Origin of the sequence: uncultured Vagococcus sp., from assembly GCF_963518325.1 — a bacterium.
Taxonomy (GTDB): Bacteria; Bacillota; Bacilli; order Lactobacillales; family Vagococcaceae; genus Vagococcus_D.
The window spans coordinates 163,051-184,601 of the sequence record NZ_CAUQJB010000003.1 but is presented as its reverse complement, the minus strand read 5'-3'; the positions used below and the strand labels follow the sequence as shown (position 1 = coordinate 184,601).

At 41.4% G+C, this 21,551-nt stretch carries 18 protein-coding genes; 6 read left to right on the top strand and 12 right to left on the bottom strand.

Annotated features, from left to right (window positions below):
* The first annotated feature begins 189 nt into the window (after positions 1 to 189).
* The 5 genes from RWN13_RS04205 to RWN13_RS04185 all read left to right on the top strand — a co-directional run bounded on the left by RWN13_RS04205 (position 190) and on the right by RWN13_RS04185 (position 7,475).
* Positions 190 to 1,956, top strand: a complete 1,767-nt coding sequence (locus RWN13_RS04205; protein ID WP_314060780.1) for a PTS sugar transporter subunit IIA — start codon at positions 190 to 192, stop codon at positions 1,954 to 1,956.
* A 14-nt stretch (positions 1,957 to 1,970) separates the two neighbouring features.
* Positions 1,971 to 2,423: a PTS sugar transporter subunit IIA gene (locus RWN13_RS04200; protein ID WP_314060778.1), complete on the top strand. Its 453-nt coding sequence runs from the start codon at positions 1,971 to 1,973 to the stop codon at positions 2,421 to 2,423.
* Between the two features lie 4 nt (positions 2,424 to 2,427).
* Positions 2,428 to 3,825 (top strand): PTS fructose transporter subunit IIBC, encoded by a 1,398-nt coding sequence (locus RWN13_RS04195; protein ID WP_314060777.1) that lies wholly within the window; start codon positions 2,428 to 2,430, stop codon positions 3,823 to 3,825.
* A 2-nt stretch (positions 3,826 to 3,827) separates the two neighbouring features.
* Positions 3,828 to 6,488: a glycoside hydrolase family 38 C-terminal domain-containing protein gene (locus RWN13_RS04190; RefSeq protein ID WP_314060775.1), complete on the top strand. Its 2,661-nt coding sequence runs from the start codon at positions 3,828 to 3,830 to the stop codon at positions 6,486 to 6,488.
* 192 nt (positions 6,489 to 6,680) lie between these two features.
* Entirely contained in the window at positions 6,681 to 7,475 is a 795-nt protein-coding gene (locus RWN13_RS04185; protein WP_314060774.1) for a hypothetical protein, read from the top strand.
* Between the two features lie 46 nt (positions 7,476 to 7,521).
* Here the strand turns inward: RWN13_RS04185 and menE are convergent, their stop codons facing one another.
* The gene (gene menE, locus RWN13_RS04180; protein WP_314060773.1) at positions 7,522 to 8,958 is read right to left on the bottom strand and encodes an o-succinylbenzoate--CoA ligase; all 1,437 of its coding nucleotides are present in this window, start codon (positions 8,956 to 8,958) and stop codon (positions 7,522 to 7,524) included.
* 2 nt (positions 8,959 to 8,960) lie between these two features.
* Entirely contained in the window at positions 8,961 to 9,776 is an 816-nt protein-coding gene (menB, locus tag RWN13_RS04175) for a 1,4-dihydroxy-2-naphthoyl-CoA synthase (RefSeq protein WP_314060771.1), read from the bottom strand.
* A 92-nt stretch (positions 9,777 to 9,868) separates the two neighbouring features.
* On the opposite strand from menB, the gene RWN13_RS04170 reads away from it, so the two are divergent.
* Positions 9,869 to 10,261, top strand: a complete 393-nt coding sequence (locus RWN13_RS04170; RefSeq protein ID WP_314060770.1) for a PaaI family thioesterase — start codon at positions 9,869 to 9,871, stop codon at positions 10,259 to 10,261.
* Between the two features lie 45 nt (positions 10,262 to 10,306).
* Here RWN13_RS04170 and RWN13_RS04165 read toward each other — a convergent pair whose 3' ends face one another.
* From RWN13_RS04165 to RWN13_RS04120, 10 genes are all read right to left on the bottom strand, one after another.
* The gene (locus RWN13_RS04165; RefSeq protein WP_314060769.1) at positions 10,307 to 11,644 is read right to left on the bottom strand and encodes an amidase; all 1,338 of its coding nucleotides are present in this window, start codon (positions 11,642 to 11,644) and stop codon (positions 10,307 to 10,309) included.
* Positions 11,645 to 11,694: 50 nt separating this feature from the next.
* Positions 11,695 to 12,669 carry a LacI family DNA-binding transcriptional regulator gene (locus tag RWN13_RS04160; protein WP_314060767.1) on the bottom strand — a complete coding sequence of 325 codons (975 nt, stop codon included), beginning with the start codon at positions 12,667 to 12,669 and terminating at the stop codon, positions 11,695 to 11,697.
* 245 nt (positions 12,670 to 12,914) lie between these two features.
* On the bottom strand, positions 12,915 to 13,376 hold the full coding sequence (locus RWN13_RS04155) for a RidA family protein (protein WP_314060765.1): 462 nt from the start codon (positions 13,374 to 13,376) through the stop codon (positions 12,915 to 12,917).
* A gap of 16 nt (positions 13,377 to 13,392) precedes the next feature.
* Positions 13,393 to 14,469: an alanine racemase gene (locus RWN13_RS04150; protein WP_314060763.1), complete on the bottom strand. Its 1,077-nt coding sequence runs from the start codon at positions 14,467 to 14,469 to the stop codon at positions 13,393 to 13,395.
* Complete coding sequence (locus tag RWN13_RS04145; RefSeq protein WP_314060761.1) at positions 14,469 to 15,566, bottom strand: MupG family TIM beta-alpha barrel fold protein; 1,098 nt, start codon at positions 15,564 to 15,566, stop codon at positions 14,469 to 14,471. Before RWN13_RS04145 ends, RWN13_RS04150 begins: the two co-directional genes overlap by 1 nt.
* Entirely contained in the window at positions 15,559 to 16,860 is a 1,302-nt protein-coding gene (locus RWN13_RS04140; RefSeq protein WP_314060759.1) for a PTS sugar transporter subunit IIC, read from the bottom strand. The genes RWN13_RS04145 and RWN13_RS04140 overlap by 8 nt, the downstream gene beginning before the upstream one ends.
* Before the next feature lie 171 nt (positions 16,861 to 17,031).
* Positions 17,032 to 18,465 carry a glycoside hydrolase family 1 protein gene (locus tag RWN13_RS04135; RefSeq protein ID WP_314060757.1) on the bottom strand — a complete coding sequence of 478 codons (1,434 nt, stop codon included), beginning with the start codon at positions 18,463 to 18,465 and terminating at the stop codon, positions 17,032 to 17,034.
* A 17-nt stretch (positions 18,466 to 18,482) separates the two neighbouring features.
* Positions 18,483 to 19,928 carry a family 1 glycosylhydrolase gene (locus tag RWN13_RS04130; protein ID WP_314060755.1) on the bottom strand — a complete coding sequence of 482 codons (1,446 nt, stop codon included), beginning with the start codon at positions 19,926 to 19,928 and terminating at the stop codon, positions 18,483 to 18,485.
* Positions 19,929 to 19,968: 40 nt separating this feature from the next.
* The gene (locus RWN13_RS04125; RefSeq protein ID WP_314061007.1) at positions 19,969 to 20,289 is read right to left on the bottom strand and encodes a PTS lactose/cellobiose transporter subunit IIA; all 321 of its coding nucleotides are present in this window, start codon (positions 20,287 to 20,289) and stop codon (positions 19,969 to 19,971) included.
* 29 nt (positions 20,290 to 20,318) lie between these two features.
* Entirely contained in the window at positions 20,319 to 21,542 is a 1,224-nt protein-coding gene (locus tag RWN13_RS04120) for a PTS transporter subunit EIIC (protein WP_314060754.1), read from the bottom strand.
* Between the last annotated feature and the right edge of the window lie 9 nt (positions 21,543 to 21,551).

The window sequence follows — 21,551 nt, the reverse complement described above, 5'->3', positions numbered from 1 at the left end:
TCTGGATAATTATCAATATCCGTATTTAATCATCCTCCTTCTCTCTTTCATTGTAAAATAAAAGGGTCCCTCCAACTGGTCACATTGTTTTTTATTTTATTCTTCTGAAAAAAATATGTATCACCCCTGACACTCACTATCTTATAGAATGAACGTAACTGATAAATCAGATGAAAGGAGTAAACAGCTATGATTAAAAGACAACAGGAACTTTTTCAGTTTCTAATTGAAAATAACCCTTGTACTATCAGTGATATTTGTCTTTACTTAACTATTTCTAAACCTACTTTACGGAGTGATATCGAGCATATCAACCAAGAAATAAGAGATTACCATGTGTCTATCCATTATCTAGAAACGGGTAACATCGGATTTAATGATTACAGCGCCGCTTTAAAACTGCTTAAAATTATGGACTCGTTTATTGAAATCTCTTTAACCTCTCAAATGCAATTATATTTGTTGCTAAAAAATAAAACCATCCCACTTCAAGAGATCGCAGATGAGCTTTACGTCAGTAAAAGTAAAATTGTCAGTGTCGCGACACAGTTGCTCAATTTTTCTGCTGGTTTAGTCCATTCTTCACGTCATGGTTATTATTTCACTAATCAGCACCAAATGAGAGAAGATGTTTTTATTAGCATACTGGCTCCTTACTTCAAAGGCAATGATTTTGAAGAGGAATATCACTGGTTTTGTTTAAACCAATTTGATTTAACCCCTTATATCACGTCATCTGCCGTGAGAAAGGCAACCCTTGAAGCTCAGTTAAAAGAGACGAATGAGCTGGTAAAAGACCATTTCATCACCAAATTATTTTTAAGTAATGTGTTTAACTCTCTCGAAATCGATGCTAAGGAACAACATGCTGAAATCGTTTCACTGATACCTCCCTCTAAAGCAGACGACAATCGGGCTCCCTACCAAATTGTTAAAGACATGCTAACATCAATCGATCAGTTTTTAGGAACTAGTTTTTCAGTTGACGAGGATTTAATCAGCGGCTTAATGACCCATATCGATTTTACTTGGAAAGAATATCGGGATCAAATTGGGCCAATCGAATCGTTGGAGTTTATGGATATGAAAAAACAATATCCTCTCAGTTATGAGTCAGCAGTCATTGCGTCCCAGCATTTATCAGATAAGTACGCCGTTAAATTTGACACCAATGATCTGACTTATTTATCGATTCATTTTCAAAATTCTTTGGAAAAGAAAAAAAGAAAAAAGACCAACCTAAATACGGTTATCTTAACGCCCTATGGACTGACAGCAGGCAAACTGATTGATAATCAGTTGTCACAGCTATTTGAAAGCATTCACACAGTTGATATCACTTCTTACAGTGAGTTTATTTTTAAAAACTATGAAGAACCCATTGACTTGGTATTATCCCTTTCTTACATCGAAGACTGCCCTTTACCTGTCATTTACTTGCCACTGGTTTTAACAGAAAGTGTCGTAAACGACATCGATCGGTTTATAAAAAGTAAAAAGTATGACCACTTAGTCGAATCAATGATGGATCAGGCACTGATTATTGAAAAAAAAGACGTTCGTTCCGTCACTCAAGTCATTGAATTATTAACACAAGAACTTGAGCTAGTAGAGGCGATTAATAAGGATTACTTGGAAAGCGTATTAGAACGAGAGTCACTTTCGACCACTGCCCTTAAAGGTGTCGCAGTTCCCCATGGAAATATTCGTCATGTGAAACAAAATCGCTTAGCCATTTTAAAACTGGAAACCCCTTTGCAGTGGGAAGCCGAACAGGTTGACTGGGTCTTTATGTTAGCCATTACAGAAGAAACGATGAAAGCCAATACTCATTTTTTTAATAGTTTTTATCGCGTTGTGGCTAAAAATATGTTTTATATCTCACTTTGCAAACTGAAGGAAGAAAATGATTTATCTCATTTAAGGAACCAACTATTTAATTTGTTTACTAACTAACTGGAGGAATTTAGATGACCCTTATCAAACAAGAACTTGTATTTTTAAACATTGAGGTAGATGCTTCCCATAAAGAAGAGGCTTTACCCATTATCAGTCAAAAAATCAGTGCTATTTCTGGACTCTCAGCAACGGAATTGGCAGCCGGTTTCGAACAACGGGAGGCACTGTCCACCACAGGTTTTGGTTCAGGTTTTGCTATCCCTCACACTAAAATCACACAGGGTGAAGGATTAGTCGCATTCTTTCGCTTTAGTCAGCCAATTGACTGGCAAGCAATGGATGACTCCCCTGTTTCCACAGCCATCGCATTGGTGATGCCTGAGGCCGACGACACCAATCTTCATCTAAAAATGATTTCAAAGCTAGCTCGTTTACTGATGCACGATGAATTTATTGACACACTGAATTCATTGACAACAGAAGCCGCTATTAGAGACTACTTAAACAGCAAATTGGAGGATTAATCACATGAAAAAAATTATTGGTGTCACAAAATGTCCAAATGGTTTAGCCCACACTTATATGTCGGCGGAAAAACTGGAAACGGTTGGGAAACAATTAGGTTATGACGTTAAAATTGAAACACAAGGGGCGGCTCTTGTTGAAAACGAACTGACCCCAGAGGATGTCAAAGAAGCTGATTTTGTGATCATCGCCGCAGATGCGGCAATCGATGGCAAAGAACGCTTTGCAGGCAAAAAGTTATTGGAAGTACCGATTTCAGATGTCTTAAAAAATGCAAAAGGACTCATCGAAACTCTCGATACCACTGCAACCGTCTATCACACGACAACCAGCACTGCCGCACCGGCATCGGGCAGTGGCTCACCGATGAAACAATTGATGAATGGCGTCTCTCATATGGTCCCCTTTGTTGTCGTTGGTGGCTTATTAATCGCCATTGCCGCAGCCATTGGTGGTGAAAATTTACCTGAAGGCTTAATCATTCCCGCCGGTTCCATCTGGCAACGTGTCAGTGACATCGGGGTCATTGGCTTTGATTTAATGTTGCCAATCTTTGCTGGTTATATCGCCTATGCTATTTCAGGCCGTGCCGCTTTGGCTCCTGCCATGATTGGGGCTCAAATCGCTAATACTCCCAGTATTTTAGGCACAGAATCAGGAACTGGTTTCCTCGGTGCGATTCTTGTTGGTTATATGGCCGGTCATTTAGTTAAATGGATGAACTCTTGGAAAATCCCCAAGGATTTGCGGGCGGCTATGCCAACTGTGGTCATCCCAATTCTCGGAACTGGCATCATCGCAGCTGCTCTGATGCTTGTGCTCGGTGCGCCCATTGCTTGGTTAATGGACAGTCTCAACAACATGCTAGCTTCGCTCTCAGGTAATAGTTCAACCAGTATTTTACTTGGAGCTATTCTGGGAACCATGTTAGGGCTTGATATGGGTGGCCCAGTGAACAAAGTCGCTTATCTCTTTGGCGTCGCATCGATTACAACTGGTAATACCATGGTCATGGGAGCCGTCGCTGCCGTCATTGGTGTGCCACCTCTCGCCTTAGGTCTTTCTACCTTTATTAATAAAAAGTATTCTGAAGAAGAAAAATCAGCCGGGATTCCCGCTCTTCTAATGGGACTCTTGGGCATTACTGAAGGGGCCATTCCCTTCGCCGCTGCTAATCCCAAAGTGGTAATGCCCAGCATTGTCCTTGGATCAGCTGTTACGGGAGCGGTGGCCATGCTCCTTAAAGTGAGTGTTAGTATTCCAAATGGCGGACCAGTCGCGGGTTTATTAGGCGCAACCAACAATGTCCTGTTTTATTTACTAACTATTCTCATTGGCGTGATTGTGGTTAATGTCTTTCTGATAATCTTTGGAAAAGTCTTCACCAAAGGAGAAGCCTAATCATGAGTAAAAAAAGAATTCACATTGTCCCTCATACTCATTGGGATAAAGAATGGTACTTTACTGCTTCACGCTCAAAAGTGTATTTAATGCGCCAAGTTCAAGAGATTTTGGAAGTTTTAAGTACCAATCCTAGCTACACCTCTTATTTACTTGATGGCCAGACCTCTCTCGTAGAAGATTACTTGCGTTACTATCCAAATGATAAGGCTAAAATCAGTGAAATGATTCGCACAAAACGATTGCTTACCGGTCCCTGGTACACCCAAACCGATCAATTAGTCATTTCACCGGAATCCATTGTGAGAAATTTGTATTACGGGATTAAGGGGGCTCAAAAACTAGGCCACTCAATGACCGTGGCTTATGTGCCTGACGCCTTTGGTCAGGGTGCTAATATGCCGCAAATTTATCAACAGTTTGGCATTGATTCTTTTCTATTTTGGCGCGGAATTGCCGATGATCGCTTAGACCAACTGGAATTTATTTGGGAAGGCGCCGACGGTACCCAAGTCTTAGCCAATCAGATGTACTTTGCTTACTACTACGGGTTAAACATGCCTCAGGATTCTGAGACCTTGCCGGATTATATCGACAGCGTCATGACGCCTTTAGAAGCACGTTCCACCTCACAAGCCCTTTATTTTCCATGTGGCGGTGACCAATCTCCTGTTCAACGAAATCTGGTGGAAGTCGTCGACCAGATGAATCAGAAGGACCCGACTCGGGAGTATTTACTTTCCAACCCGGAGCTATTTTTTAACGATCTAAAACACGCTACAAAGGATTTACCTGTAATTTCAGGGGAAATGAGCGAAGGAAAAAACAGCCGGATTCATAAGTCGATTTATTCCACTCGTGCGGATTTGAAACAAGCCAATAATCGCATTGAAAATAAACTGACCAATGTTCTCGAACCCCTTCTAGCTATTAGTCATTCTTTGGGCAATCGTTATCCCCATAAAGAAATCGAAGAAATCTGGAAATTACTGTTTGAAAATGCCGCTCATGACAGTATCGGCGGCTGTAATAGTGATGAAACCAATCAAGACATTAAAGCTCGTTATAAATTGGCGGAAGATATGGTCACTCATTTATTGGATTTACATATGAGAGAAATTGCCATGAATATAGCCCAACAACAAAAATATGCCCTTACCATTTTTAATACGCTGCCCTATCAACGAGGAAGCATTCTCGATACTTACCTCTACATCCCTGATGGGGAATTTAAAATTGTCGGTGAAGATGGAAAAGAGTTAACTTATAGCATTCTATCAAAGGTAGATCAATCAGATTATCTACTGAATCAATTTGCTTACTTAACCCCTCATTTATATCGGAAGGAAATGGGAGACCACTATATTCCCAATAAAGTTTACTACGCCCGTTTACAAATTGAGGTTCCTTTGGTGCCCGCCATGGGATATACGCAACTATACTTATTACCCAATGAGCAACCACAACAGCAACATCTGATCACTACTAATGCTACTAACTCAATTGAAAATGACTTTTACCATGTTTGTTATCAAGCGGAAAGCAATAGCTTTTCTGTCACCCATAAAGAGACTCAACAAACCTATGAGCAACAATTTACCCTAATAGATAACGGTGATGATGGTGATTCTTACAACTACAGTCCCCCTCTTAAGGACTGGCTAATTTCTAGTGCAGATGCCCAAAACATCGCAATTAATGTGGAAATTAACCAGCTAGTTGATTGCTTGATTCTAACCTATGAGTTACCATTGCCTGCTAATTTAGCTGAACGAGCAGCCGGCATCCAATCTGTCACGGTACCCGTTACTCAGCGAATTTCTCTGGTCAAAGGCGAAAAACTAGTACGTGTCTCCATGACCATTGACAATCGAGCGAAAGATCATCGCATGTGCTTGCATAATCCAACGGGGATTAGAGCAAAAAATTCAATCGCTGATAAATTATTTGGCGTTGAACCTTCTGCTTTAAGACACCCAGCCATGGACTATTGGGAAAAAGACAAGTGGACGGAAGCCCCAATTTCAATTAACCCGATGCAATCCTTTGTAGCTTTAACGGATGAAACTACAACGGTGGCGGTTATGACAGAAGGTGTCCGTGAATACGAAATTATTGGCGAAACCTTTAGCGATATTCAATTAACCTTGTTCCGCAGTTTTGGTCATATGGGGAAAGAAAACCTAGTTTACCGCCCAGGGCGTGCTTCTGGCGAAAAAATTGTTGAGACCCCAGATGCTCAATTGCAAGGCCCTTTAACGTTTGAAATCGGTGTTATATACGAAGACGCCACTTTTGACGAAGTCACTATCGCCAAAACCAGTAAAGAGTATCTGACCCCTCTTCAACAATATGAATTAACTGACTTTTTAAATGGCCGCACTATTTTTAAAAAGAATGTGCCTGAATCCAAAAAGCTCAAGACCCATTATTCACTCCTTGATTTTGGAGAGGCTAATGTTATTCTAAGCACCATCAAAAAAACGGAAATGACTGATAACTTGCTTTATCGCATCTATAATCCTTTTATCAATCAGGTAATCGATTTAGCTGGTGTTGTCACTCAACAAGATGTGGCTGTTGGGTTAGATGAAGTCACTCAAGCTAAGCCAATCACCCAACTAACTCACAATCAATTCCAAACATTTATCAGAACTCTATAAACGGTCTGCCCCGAAAGCTCCCCAGCTTTTCGGGGCTTTTTTTATACACTATCGGAACAAATCAATCATTTCCTGTAATCTTCGTTATGTTATACAATGATATTAACGAGTTAGCTGAGAAAAAGTGAAAGTAGAATGTTATTTTTCTCTGTCGTTCATACCAATCAAGGTTTAACATTAGGAGGAATCACAATGAAAAAGATCAAATGGGCCGTTCTTCTGACTGCTTCCCTTATCTTGACAGCCTGTCAACCTAAGAAAGACGAGACTCCCCAAACGACAGCAACGACGGTTTCCAGTAGTATAGCCGATAGCGCTAGCAGCACTGAATCCAACTATCCCACGACAAAAGAACAGCCAACCAATGATCCGGAAGAACAAGCTCAAGCAATTCTGAAGAGACTCTCAGATACGATTCCCACGGCCTTACCGCAAAAAATACTGACAGCTCAGGACGGTCATTTTCTAAGCGCCGCAACCGCTCAAGATAATGCCATAGCTGTCAACTATTACGCAACAGAACAGCCGATACCATTGAACGATACACACTTAAATCAACTAACTCCTATCGCCCGCTTCACTAAAACAACTTACGGCACCGAAGTAGAAGCCAAAGAAGCTGTTAACTATGTTCCAGTTAACACGGCCGGTCAGCCTGTGGACTTAGGTCACGCGATTACAGGTTATCAAGATGCTGGCGCTGGCTCGGTTTTCTTAAGCTGGCAAGAAGGCAACTGGTCTTTAACCGTTCGTGGCGTTAATTTAGACGGTGAAGACCCGGTACCTCTTGCAAAAGAAGTGGTGGAACAACTGGAAACAGCCAGCTTGCCTGCCCCTCAAAATGTCGGGCAAATTAACTTACGGGTTTCCAACAAAGAAGGCGAGATGGCTGCCAATACCCTTACTTGGCAAGAAGGCACAACGGTCTATCTCCTTGAACATCATGATCCTAAACAAGTTATCCACATGGCGCTATCTTTAAAATAAAAAAAGCTCATGCCTTCTAAAAAAGTTGGCATGAGCTTTTTACTATTTAATGATAGTAAGTTGCGATTATATCCAGTTGAGCTAAGCGTTTTTTTTGTAATTTCCCAAGTGAATTACGAGGTAATTCGACCACTTGATAATAGATTTTCGGTTGTTTAAAGGTTCCTAGGTCTGCTTCAATCTGGGCGCTGATAGCGGTCAGATTCAATGGCTGGTTATCAGAAGTTACCACGTATGCCACGACCTTTTCACCCCAATAGTCATCCTCTTCACCCACAACCGCCACTTCTTTGATGCTTTCTACTAAGGTCAGAGCATTTTCCACCATTAAGGGATAAATGTTCTCACCGCCAGAAATAATCAGCTCTTTTCCTCGTCCCACAACATAGAGAAACCCCTCATCATCCAAGTAACCGATGTCACCTGTCTTAAAGAATCCATCTCTAGTTTTAGCCATCTCAGCATTTAGATAACCGGGCGAAAGGTTTGGTCCCTTAATCAGAATCTCACCAATCCCTGATTCGGTTTCTTCGATTCTGACTTCCACTGGCAATAAAGGCTGGCCACTGGATCCCCTTTTCCGCTTAGCATCACGGCTATTTAAAGCCAGTACCTGAGAGGCGGTTTCGGTCATGCCAAAGGACTGGATCACTGGCAAGTTTGCTTCTTCGCTTTGAGCCAATAAAGACGCCGATAGTGGCGCGCCACCTAACAAGAGGCAACGTAATGACTCACCTTTAAGAAAGTCCGGCTCTTTCAGCAAAGCAGCTAGCATAGTGGGCACTAGGGAAATATGCGTGATGTTGACGGAAGCCGCTAGTTCACCAATCAACCGTGGGTCAAACTTTTCAACAAGATACACCGTATTGCCATACAGCAAACTTTTTATCAGCATGGAATAGCCACTGATATGATAAAGAGGAACAGCTAACAACCACTTGTCACTTGGTAACATCCCAAGGTTTAAAACCGACCCGATTGCACTTGCCAAGTGATTGCCAAAGGTTTGTTTAACCCCTTTTGGCGTACCCGTCGTACCTGAGGTAAACATGATCGTCGCCACTTGCCACGATTCAATCTGGCCAACTGGCGCAAAATCAGTCAGGTCTGGCTCTTGCCAATTCCCTAATACCACTTTCGGTGTCCTGACAGCTGCGACCTTTTGTTCATAGGGGCTTTCATAAATCACTAAATCCGGTTCCGAAATAGTGACTTGCTGCTCGATTTCATTCAGGCTTAATCGACTATTCAAAACCACTACCTCCACGGCTAAATGCTGAAGGGATAGTAATAATAAATAAAAATCTGCCGTATTGCCACCAATCACCGCAACTCGCTTTAGCTTGGGACTTACGTCATAAATAGCTGCCGCCATTCTCAAAGAGGCTTCGGCTATTTCCTTAAATGTCCACGTCTGATGCCCATAAACCAGCCCAACTTGATCAGGGCTGATTCGACTTCGTTTTAAGACCCAATTTTCCATGATTACGGGAATTTAGGGAATTGATCGAAATCAGGGTCACGTTTTTCAAGGAAAGCATTTTTACCTTCTTTGCCTTCATCGGTGGTGTAATACAGCATTGTCGCATCACCAGCAAATTGTTGCAAACCAGCTAAACCATCTGTATCAGCATTCATGGCAGCTTTAATAAAGCGCAAGGCAGTTGGGCTTTTTTTCAACATTTCCTCTGCCCATGAAATCGTCTCAGCTTCCACTTGATCCAAAGGTACGACCGTGTTAATCCAACCCATTTCAAGCGCCTCTTGTGCGGAATACTGCTTGCACATAAACCAAACTTCTTTTGCCTTTTTATGTCCTACTACGCGAGCTAAATAACCAGAGCCATAACCAGCATCAAAACTACCGACATTCGGACCTGTTTGGCCAAAAACGGCATTATCCGCTGCAATCGTTAAATCACAGACCAATTGTAGGACATTACCGCCTCCGATTGACCAGCCTTTTACCATAGCAATAACCGGTTTAGGAATAACCCGAATTAGGCGTTGTAAATCTAGGACATTCAAACGAGGAATATTGTCCTCACCGATATAACCACCATTACCACGAACACTTTGATCGCCACCGGAACAAAAAGCTTTATCCCCTTCACCCGTTAAGATAATCACGCCGATTGAAGCGTCATCTCTCGAAATAGTAAATGCCTCAATCATCTCTGAAACCGTTAGCGGTGTAAAAGCATTATGCACGCGGGGTCGATTAATCGAAATCTTCGCAATAGCCCCTTGTTTTTCAAATAAAATATCTTGATACTCTTTAATCGTTGTCCAATTCATCATGTGTACATCCTTTCCATAACTACCATATTATACACGATTTCGCTCAAAAAATTGAAGGAAAAGCATTTTTATGGTTTAATGAAGCAATACTAATGACTGAAAAAGAGGGATTGACGATGATTGATTTTTTAGGAATAAAAGAAGAGCTGGTTTCTGGTAACAAAGTGGTGCTTTCTCTGCCAATTACTAGCGACTTACTACAACCTTATGGCTTAATGCATGGCGGTGTCTCAGCGGTCCTAGCCGAAACAGCTGCCAGCCTTGGCGCTAATGCCTGGCTTGAGTCAGATAAGCAAATTCCCGTGGGAATGGATATTCAGACCCGCCATTTAAAAAGTACTGGACTTGGTACCATTACTGCAACAGCTCTACCGATTAGTCAGGGAAAAAAGGTGCACGTCTGGGAAATCAGAATTACCAATCAAGCTGGTCTCATCATCAGCCATAGCACTTGTAGCTTAATGATCATTGATAAACCGAGCTAGATGGAAAAACAGCTACAGTTATGTTGTCTAATGAACGGTAGCTGTTTAAAGTGGCCTTTGCAAATGAACCTGACTCACTCCCTGAAAAGCCAGTCCAATGTCAATTAGTTGTTGTTCAGAAAAACGATTAGCAATCAATTGAATGCCGATTGGTAACCCCGTTACTTTCGAAAAACCAATCGGAATCGTTAACACAGGTACACCCGCATTTGAAAATGGTTTATTGAAAATTGGAGAGCCTGTTGATTTTAGCCCTTTAGGCGCGGTCACAGGTGTCGCAGGCGTCACTAAGACATCTACTGTTTGGAATAATTCAGCCAGCTGTTGTTGATACTGCCAACGAATTTGCTGAGCCTTTAAATAATCCGTAGCCGTGTAAGTTAAACCAGTTTCAATATCCTCTCTTAGTTCAGGGCTATAGAGCTCTTTCTGTTTAAAAAAGTCCTGATGATACTGGGCTGTCTCTGAATCAACCACAATACCGTGTGCTTCATTGGCCTCTTTAAATATCTCAGGCATTTGACAGCTGATGATCACAAACCCACATCTTTCAAGCAAACTGATGGCCTGTTCAAAAGCTAACATCACCTCCGAACTCCCTTGAAAATAATCATCTGTAACGACGGCTAGGCGGTAAGGATGACTGCCATTTTCTCCTAGTGCTTGCTTCGGAGCTAAGGCTATTGTGTCTTCGCTTCGATTTCGAGTGACTAATTGATTGTAAACTATCGCCACATCTTCCACTGTTTTCGTGAAAATCCCAACCGTGTCAATGCTCCAACTAGCAGGAATAATTCCTGATTTTGACAGTTGGCCATAGGTGGGTTTCAAAGCCGTAATCCCCGTATAGGCAGCCGGTCGAATAACCGAACCTGAGGTCTGAGTCCCGATAGCGAATAAAGCCATACCGCTGGAGACAGCTGCCGCCGAACCAGTGCTAGAACCACCAGGTGTATGACCTAAGTTCCAAGGATTGCAGGTATCTGGTGCACCTCCGCCACTAGCAAATTCTGCTGTAGTTGTCTTCCCTAAGAGCATCGCCCCCAAATTTGTCAATTGTTCAATAAGAGTGGCGTCATGATTGGGAATAAAGCCAGCTAACGTTTTAGAACCTGCTTCTGTGGGAATCCCCTTCGTATAGATAATATCTTTGGCTCCATAGGGAATTCCAGCAAGAATTGAGCGCTTAGCTAAGTCACTTTGATCAATTTCCTTTGCCCTCTTAAGTAACGTCTCCCTTGATTGACGATAAGCCCAAGCTTTAATTTTCGGTTCTACTTTAGCATTACGCTCAATAAACATTTCAGTTAGCTCACAAACAGAAAGTACTTTTTTTTGCAATAAGCGACTGGTTTCAGCAATCGTTAGTTCTTCACTAATCATCAAAGAGTCCCCCTTTCAAACTTTCAGCCAGCTCACCATTTACACCTATGCTAGTTCGTCTGTCGGTAATAAATAGGTGAAAAGCGAAAGACCTTCTGATTCTCACTTTGTTGGTTAAGGCATTCAATAATTTTCGTACAAATCTCATCAATAGGATGCTCAATCGTCATATAGATGTCGTCAAATAGTTCGAATAATTCCAATCCATCCACAGTTACGATATCAAAATCCTTTCCATGATATTGGTGCTCTTTCAATACTCGCAGTAATATCTTTAAGCAAGTGTCATTAGACGCTATAAAAGCCGTGGGAAAATAATTTTTACTTTTTAGCAGTGTCTCAATTCGTTTCTTTAAGGTTGATTCACTTCCTGAAAGAACTGTAGGCAAGATACTTTCTTCCACTTCCATCGCCTGATTAAAGGCTTGTAATCGCTCAGTCCGTGGGGTTAGATAATCAACCAATGGCAAACTCAAATAAACGATTTGTTTATTTCCTCTGGCAATCAAACTACTAACACTCTCTACGATGGCTTCTTTATTATTCAATAAAACACAGGCTCCCTCTTCTGCAGGAATCCGATCCACGTAGACGGTAGCAATCTTATTTCGTTTTAATAACTGATAATGCTCTGGGTTATTGCTCACAGGAAAAATCACCACTTGATCCACATCCTGAGAAATAGCCTGCTCAATTAATAATCGCTCTTTCTTTTCATCATCAGCTGAGTTTGAAATAATCACATGGACATCCTCTGAATTAAGTCGTTTATCCATTTGCTGCACAATTTGGGTGGAAAAAGAACTCTCCAGATTTGCGACAATAATATTTAGCACTGTAATTTTTTTAAACTTCAAATTACGGGCACTGCTTTTAGGTATATAATTGGTTTCCTTAATGATTGCTTCGATTTTATCTTTGGTCTTCACACTCATAAACTTATAGTTATTATTTAAATACTGCGACACAATGGTCTTAGAAACGCCTGCCATTTCAGCAATATCTTTAATGGTTACTTGTCCCACTGTTGCCACCTTCTTTTTCTTTTTTGATCCGCCATTCCCAGATTATGTGTTGCTTAGGTCTAGATCTACTTATTAACTCCTCACGAACAGCCCTTAACCTTTCAGCTGAACAGCAGCTAAAAGTGACACTCTTTGCACATCCAATTGATTATCAGTGGTACTAGCTATTCAAATTATGTGACGGGATGCCTACAGCTACAAAAAAACTATGGATGCCAGTTTTACTTAGCATCCATAGTTTACCATTAGTGTAACTCGACTATCAACTCAATTTCAACCGGGGTATCAAATGGCAAAGTGTTCGTTCCAATTGCCGATCTGGCATGTCTTCCTTTTTCACCAAAAACTTCTACCAGCAACTGCGAGGCGCCATTGATTACATATGGTTGCTCAACATAATCATCTGTTGAATTGACAAACGCCAGCATTTTAACTACTTGTTTAATTTTGTCGAGGTCACCTAATTCTTTTTTCAACACTGACAAAAGATTAACCACTACTTGTTGAGCTGCTTCCTGGCCTTGTGCCAAGGTCAAATCTTTGCCTAATTTTCCAGCGTAAAGCAATGTTCCATTGCGACGACAGTCACAGCCTGAGGTATACAACAAATTCCCGACAACTTTTGATGGCACATATTCTGCAACAGGCGTTGGCACTTCCTCTAAAAATAACCCTTTACTTGCCAGAATTTCTTCTACTTTTGACATCTTATTCACTTACTTTCTATTGAGTTTTGCCGCGAGCAGCAATCGCTACGGCTTGTTGATTAACATAATAAACATCGTATAAATTAATGGTACTGCATATATGATTGGGAATAAGTTCCAAGGTATCCCCAATTTGAATCTCTTCATCGGTCAAAAGCAGTACTCCATGCTCTTCATTCATCCGCTCAAAAAGCACGTTTGGATATCCCTTAACACACCCAAATCCACTAATGAGCGTCGGCACCTTTGTGGGTTGAACATCAGTGGCAAATGCCTTGCTGCCACCATCGATGACGATTCGCTTCCCGTGCTTGCTGACGACTGTTACCAAAACGGTAGCGGCACAATCAACTTGGCTACAAACACCGTAAGACATTTGCATCGCATCATTAAACACATAGGTTCCTGGTCGAACTTCCGTGACGCCTTCCACTGCCAACACGCCATCAATGCTCAATGAAGAACCAACACTGACATCTTTAATGTCAATGCCTACTTCCCTTAAGTCTTTAGCTAAGCCTACCATAGCAGTGCCTTCTTCAATTCCAGCCGAATAAGTATCTTTGGTCGCTTCGCCATCTAATAATTTTGACCCACGATAAGTATAAATCCCCGTCAACTTAAGTTGTTTGAACTGCCTTAGACTTTCGGCAAATGTAACACCCTCTTCTAGCTCAACACCGGTTCGATTCAATCCTGTATTAATTTCCAGCCGAATCTCCACAGTCATTCCCCGATTTTCGGCCACCTGGTTTAAACGCTCTGCCCCCTCAAATGTATCCACACTAAATATAAAACGATCGATTGTTTTCGCTAGACTTAGTCCCCAATTAAGTTTGTCAGTTGTAACGAGTGGGTAAGCCAGAAAAATATCCTGAATCCCCCCATCAATCATCACCTCCGCTTCCCCTAGCTTCGCTACTGTAATCCCAACGGCGCCACTATCCAGTTGTCTTTTGGCAATCTCAGGGTTTTTGTGGGTCTTAATATGAGGTCGCAACTGAACTCTTTTCGTTTCCCCAACCTTTTCAGCCATTCTTAGAATATTATTTTCCAGAACTTGTTGATTAATCAATACAGCTGGTGTTTCCATCAAATCACTTCTTTTCTAAATTTAAACTTTTTCCAAGGCGTTATATACTCAATCAGAAAGGCTTCTTCTTGAGGAATGTGCCCAATCACATTCCACTGGCCTTGATTTTCCCGCTCTTTTAACGCAATTTGCAATTCCCCTGCATAAATCCCATAAGTCTGATTTGCAATTAAAACATCACCTGGCTGAATTTTTGCCTGTCTAGGATTCTCTTTAATCGCCTGTCCTTTATAAATCGATCGAGGCGTTGTCGAGCGCACCATATAACTGGAAATATCTCCCCGTTGAAAATGCAGGACGTCAAAACAAATTTGCTCCTCTAAAGGGCTCAGCTCTTCTGACAACTCAATCCTTAATGTCACTAGACTAGGATCAATCAGTGACAATGCCTTCAGTTCCGCTTCCGAAGCGAAGGCATTACCAACAATAATGTCGTCAATCTCTGAACAAGCCCACATTGCTCTAGCTTGAAGATCCATTGGCAAATAGCGATCCCGTTCCAGTGTTGGTTGTCCTTCACTAATGTCCCAAGGGCCGAACTGAGCCGACTGTGAGGTCACAAAAGCCGCTGTATGGAGCCCTTTCTCATGAAATTTACGTGTGGTCTCAACGAAAAAGCCTTCATCTAACCCTGTAAATTCTTGAGGATAAAAATTATGACACCCTACTACTTGCTCTTTATTAGGCTCAAAAGCCAGAATATTATCCACATAACTCGTGTCATTGCTCAGGTTAACTTCAATCATTATTTTTTCTGGATTATAAGACATTAAGGCCTCCTCAGAACCTGAAAAACTACGATCCAAGCGAAACCCTGCCGCCCCTAACTCTTGAAAGAATGATAAATCATCTAGTTCAATCCCCATTTTGGCAAAAAATGACGCATAGACATCCACATATGTCGCCAGTCCTTTTTGATTACCATAGGCGATTAAAGGTTGGTACTTAGCCAAGAGGTCATCTTTACTTAACTCAGGAGACAAAAAACAAGTAAAGAGTCGGCTATAACCATATTTAGCGGCCAAATCAATATAAGCCTTGTTTTCAGCATCTGTTGTTTTTTCTGGATAAATCGAAATCCCTAAATTTTTACTCATGGGAGTCGCCTGCTTCAATTTGAGTTAGGTATTGTTTTTCAGCTGCTTTTAGAAATGGCATGTAGCAGACAATCGCCACAATAAAGTTTACCAAGGCTAATGCGCCGCCACGCCAAGACCCGGTTGCTAAGAAGCCCCCAATAATCGGTGGTGTTGTCCAAGGCACCATGACCACGGTTTTTGGTACAAGTCCCACACTTAGTGCTACATAAGAAATAACCGTTAAAATCATCGGAATCACTAAGAAAGGAATAAATAAAATAGGATTTAAGACGATTGGAAAACCGAACATCACTGGCTCATTAATATTAAAAATACCAGGTGCCAATGATAGTTTAGACACAACCGAATAAGGTTTGTTTGCTTTAGTAAAGAGCAACACACTGACGACTAACGCTAAAGTTGCGCCTGTTCCACCAAGATAGATAAACGAATCAAAAAATGGCTTAGTGACAATATTAGGAATATCAACACCATTTTGCAACGCTGCAATATTTTGATCGATCGCTGGTAAATAAACACTTTGCATGATTGGCTCTAACACACTCCCACCATTTAAACCAAAGAACCAGAAAAGGTGATTCAGTAACACAATAATCAGAGCCGTTGGCAAGGTATTGGCCATTTTAACAATCGGAGCTTGTAAGACATCGTAAAAAGACTGGTGAATGTCACTGACGCCAAAGATATCGAATAAGACTTTAATTAAACCAAAGATAATAATCGTTAAAATTGCTGGTACTAACGAGGCAAAGGATTTTGACACTGCTGGCGGTACACCATCCGGCATCTGAATCACCATCTTTTTATTGTTGCTTAGGCGAATAAAAATTTCCGCTGAAATTAAAGCAACAAAAATGGCGATGAACAAACCTTGAGCACCCATCCATGAGAAAGGCAATCCGATATTTCCCCCTTCTTCATTTTTTAGTGGTAACATGATGGTCACCAAAGAGGTTAAAGCAATCGCACCTGTCGTAATTTGATCTTTGCCATAGTTTTTGGCCAAAGCAGCTGCAATCGTAAAGGTCACGACTAAAGACATGATGTTAAAACTACCCTGAGAAATATAACCTGCTAGCGTTTTCCAAGAGTCACCACCAAAAATACTGTTCATCATGGTTTGATAGGCTTCAATTGGTAAGTTATTGACCAAAACGGCTAACGAGCCGATAATCATCATCGGCATAATGACCACAAACCCATCTCTAACAGCCACTAGATGCCTCTGAGCACCGATTCTTGATGCAATTGGAACGAACTTTTCATCTAAAAAATTGATAAACTTATTCATAAACAATCTCCTTTTATTCCTTATTTATTTTTACATTAACCGGTTAATATAGACTGTAAACGTTTTTCTTTTATTTGTCAACCACTTTATTTTTTTGAATCAAGGCGACAAAAAAACTAGTGACTTTTATTCAAAAAATCTACTAGTTTTTTTCAATTAAATTGACTTATGCTACAAAACTTCCCCATTCGATTCGATTACTTTTTTATACCAGTCAAATGAATCTTTTTTATAACGATTACCTGTTCCCCGACCTAAATCATCAAAATCAACATAGACAAAGCCGTAACGTTTGGACATTTCCGCTGTTCCAGAACTGACTAAATCAATCGGGCCCCACGGCAAGTAAGCCATCACTTCCACACCATCTTTGATCGCTTCTTTCATCGCCTTAATGTGTTCCCTTAAATAGTCGATTCGGTACTGATCGTGGACTGTGCCGTCAACAAAAACATCTTCGTAGCCAAAACCATTTTCTGCCACCATCAACGGCTTTTGATAACGATCCCAGTATTGACTCATACAGTTGTAAAAGCCTAGGGGATCGATGGTCCATCCCCAGTCGTTCCCCTTAAGATAAGGATTTTCTGTAATATCTGCGGCATCCATCGTATTTTTTTCTGCGTCTACCGTTCGTGAATAATAGTAAGAAAAAGCTAAAAAGTCGCTAGTATGCTGTTTTAGCAATTGTTTATCAGCTTCCGTTATCTTGACGTTAATGCCCTGCTCATTAAAATAACGTAGCATATGCATCGGGTAAGCCCCTCTTAAGGCCACATCTGAAAAGAAATACTGCATGCGATTGCGTTTCATGGCAAAGACCACATCTTCTGGTCGACACGTGTGGGGTGCAAAGGTACAATCAGCCAGCATTATCCCAATTTGAATCTCGCTAGCCATGGTTTTGGCAATTTCTTTCAGTTTGGCATTAATCAAAAACTGATGGTGAATGGCCTGATACTGGTCTTCTTCAAAATGATCGCTGCCATCTGTGACTAATCCCAAAGATTTGAAGCCACAATACTGAATCAAATTAATCTGATTAAAAGGAATCCAATACTTCACTTTATGACCGTAACGCTGCAGCAGCGTTTCTCCATAATGCACCATATAATCGATGACCTTGGGGTTTTTAAACCCTCCAAGAGAGACGATGTGAAGAGGAATATCATAGTGCAACATGGTCACAATCGGTTCCATCCCATTGGCAATCACTTCATCGATGACCTTGTCATAAAAAGCTAATCCCTCTTCATTCGGTTGGGCCTCTCCTTGAGGAAAAATCCGCGGCCAAGCAATTGACAGGCGAAATGAATTAAACCCCATCTCTTTCATTAAGCCAATATCTTCTTGGTAGCGGTGATAAAAATCATTACCGTAACGTTTTGGGAAGTAGGAAGCCTCGTCTTTTAAGACTGCCTCTAGACTAGCCCGTGTGTGTTCGTTCTCAACTAATTCTTTACGATTCAAATGGGGTTCATACCGATGAATGTCCGAGGTGGACAATGAACGACCATCCACATCATAAGCCCCCTCTATCTGGCAAGCAGCCGTTGCTCCACCCCATAAAAACCCTTCTGGAAACCCCGTTTCTAATTGATACATAGTGCCACTCCTCTCTTTTAATCCAGCTGATTGCCGTTAGACGCAATCACTTGACGGTACCAGTCAAAACTCTTTTTCTTGATTCGCTGTCCCGACCCTTGTCCAAAATCATCATAGTCTACGTAAACAAATCCATAGCGCTTGCTCATTTCAGCAGAAGATGAACTGACAATGTCAATCGGTCCCCAAGCGCAGTAAGCAATTAATTTCACCCCTTCTTCGGCACAGCGCTTTAATTGTTCAATGTGCTGACGGTAATAATCAATTCGATAGTCGTCGTTAATGGTACCTGCTTCCACATTATCAATGGCTCCAAAGCCATTTTCACCGATCAATAAGGGCACTTGATAACGATCCCAGTATTGTGACAAGCAATGATAAAAACCAAGAGGATCCATTCGCCATTCCCAAGGAGTTGGCTCTAAATAAGGGTTTTGTTCAAAAGTATTTGGGTCCATTGAATTGGTTTTTGCACTGATTATTTTGCTGGCATAATAACTAATGGCTAGAAAATCCATGGTATTTTCCTTTAACAATGCCTCATCACCTGGTTCAACCTTAATGTCAATCTGCTGATCAGCAAAATACTTCAAAGCGAATCCCGGATAACTACCTCGCAATTGAACATCGGAAAAATAATACTGCATACGATTGCGCGCCATGGTTAACACCACGTCTTGAGGATCACAAGTGGCTGGATAAAAGGTGCAGTCCGCTAACATCGTTCCGATTTGCGCCTTAGGATCAATTATTTTTCCAAGTGCTTTTGTTTCAGCTGCCGCTAAAAACTGATGATGAACGGCTTGGTACATCAATTCTTCCATATTTTCCCCTTGCCCCTCATAAATACCAAGAGAACCAAATTGAACGACTGGTACTAAATTGACCTGATTAAAAACAATCCAATACTTAACCTTACCTTTGTAGCGTTTTAACAAAACTTCGGCGTAGCGTTTGAAGAAGCCAATCACTTGGCGATTAGCGAAACCTCCATATTCAGTAATCAGATGCAGGGGAATATCGTAGTGGCTCATGGTGATAATCGGTTCCATATCCAAACGAATAATCTCAGCGATTAAGTCATCGTAAAATGCCAAGCCAGCCTCGTTAGGTACTAGCTCATCCCCCTTAGGAAAAATCCGTGACCAAGAAATACTCGTTCTAAAGGTCTTAAATCCCATCTCTTTAAGCAAAGCCAAATCCGCTTTATACGTATGGTAAAAGTTAATCCCCTGTCGTTTAGGATAATAGCCTAATTTGTCGTCAATGGCCTCTTGGATTTCAGCTAGAGTGCCACCCCCTTCTTTTTCAATCAAGCCCCGATTGATTTCAGGATCATACTTGTGGATATCTGAACTGGATAATCCACGGCCATCTTTGGCATACTCCCCCTCCACTTGACAGGCAGCAACCGCTCCGCCCCATAAAAAATCTTGATTAAACCCCGATGGTATGTTGTTCATTTCTTTGACCCTTCCCTCATGTTTAAGGGAGCTTTCTTTTTTATTTTGTAAGAATCATCTCAAACATCTCGACTAGTACTTTAGTTAAACGTAACTCGCTAGAAATCGTCATCATCGTATCTTGAGCATGAGTAAATAGCAGACTCGGCTCGTGTTCGATGCCCCGAGTTTCATCTTGAATCACTTTCGTTTGGGACTGGTGAGCTTTGATTATTTTGTCATGAGCTTCTACTAATTTCTGATTTGCTGCCTCAAATTCCGCCCTCTTAGCACACTCAATTGCTTCGTTGGCTAGCACCCGAGCATCACCGGCATGTAAAATAATTTGCATCGCAACAGGCACCAATTCATTGTCTTCCATGGACACGGACTTTCCCCCATTCACTTCACTTATTTTTCTTCTGCAATCACTTGTTTTTCATAGACTTTAAAAAATGGTAACCAGACAAACAAGTAAATAATAAATAACAACACATAGACAATCAGGGCACGCCAATCTTCCGTAATCATCACACTTGAAAATGGGGCAGGGATCTGTCCAACTTGAATCATTTTACTTGGAATTTTCAGTAAATCAGTTCTCATTGCCACCCAAATAACAATCGGGCCGATAATTGAATTCACCCACATCGGTAACATTAACAGGGGGTTCATCACGACTGGCCCACTAAACATGATTGGCTCATTAATATTAAAAATCGATGGGCCAATGCAAATGCGACCAATTGTTTTTAATCTAGGAGATTTCGACCAAAGCATCAGAACATTTAAACCTAAGGTCGCCCCCATGCCTCCCATGGTAATTAAGGCTGCCGTAAAGACCGTTTCACTGGTGACGATATAAGTCGCAGCTTGACCTGCTTCAACTGCGGCAATATTGGCAGAGATTCCCGCCATAAAAATCGGGGTGGTAACCGGACCAAAGAGCCAGCTTGAAATTCCCATTGAATAAAAAAAGGAGGGGATAAAACAAACCAGGATAAAGCCAGGTAAGGTCTGCCCAAAGCTTTGGAGAGGTGAAAAAAGTGTCACAATCAAATCAAACATGTCCAAATCAAATTTAAAGGTAATCAAAGCAGACGCCCCGACTGCGATTGAAATCGGAATAATGTTGTTGATCCACTCCACTACAAAATCAGGAATTTCCGAATCCTTCAAAAACTTTAACTTGCTGTATTGATGAAAGACCATTGCAACTAACAATCCTGCAATCATCCCCACTAAGATACCCGTTGGCCCTAAGCGACCAAATTCAATGGTCATATTGCCATCAGAAAAGATTGGCTTGATATACATTAAAAAGACGCAGATTGACACCAAACTAGCCGACACGGCGTAACCAGGATGACGCAGTTTTTCCATGGCTTGGTTCGTCACCATAAACGCCGTTATCAACCCTATCATCCCAAAAGTGTAATCTGCCAATTTACCTAAGTCTGGCAAGATCTCTATATAAGAACGAAAAACATTGTAAAAAAAGACAATCGATCCCGTTAAGATAAAAGGAATCAGTTTTTGCATGGCCCCAGACACCGCCGCAACCCATGGTCGCTTCGTTAATTTTTGCATAGCCGGGGCAAATGAATTCGCTAGCCATTCCATAAATTTAGTCATACTCGTTCC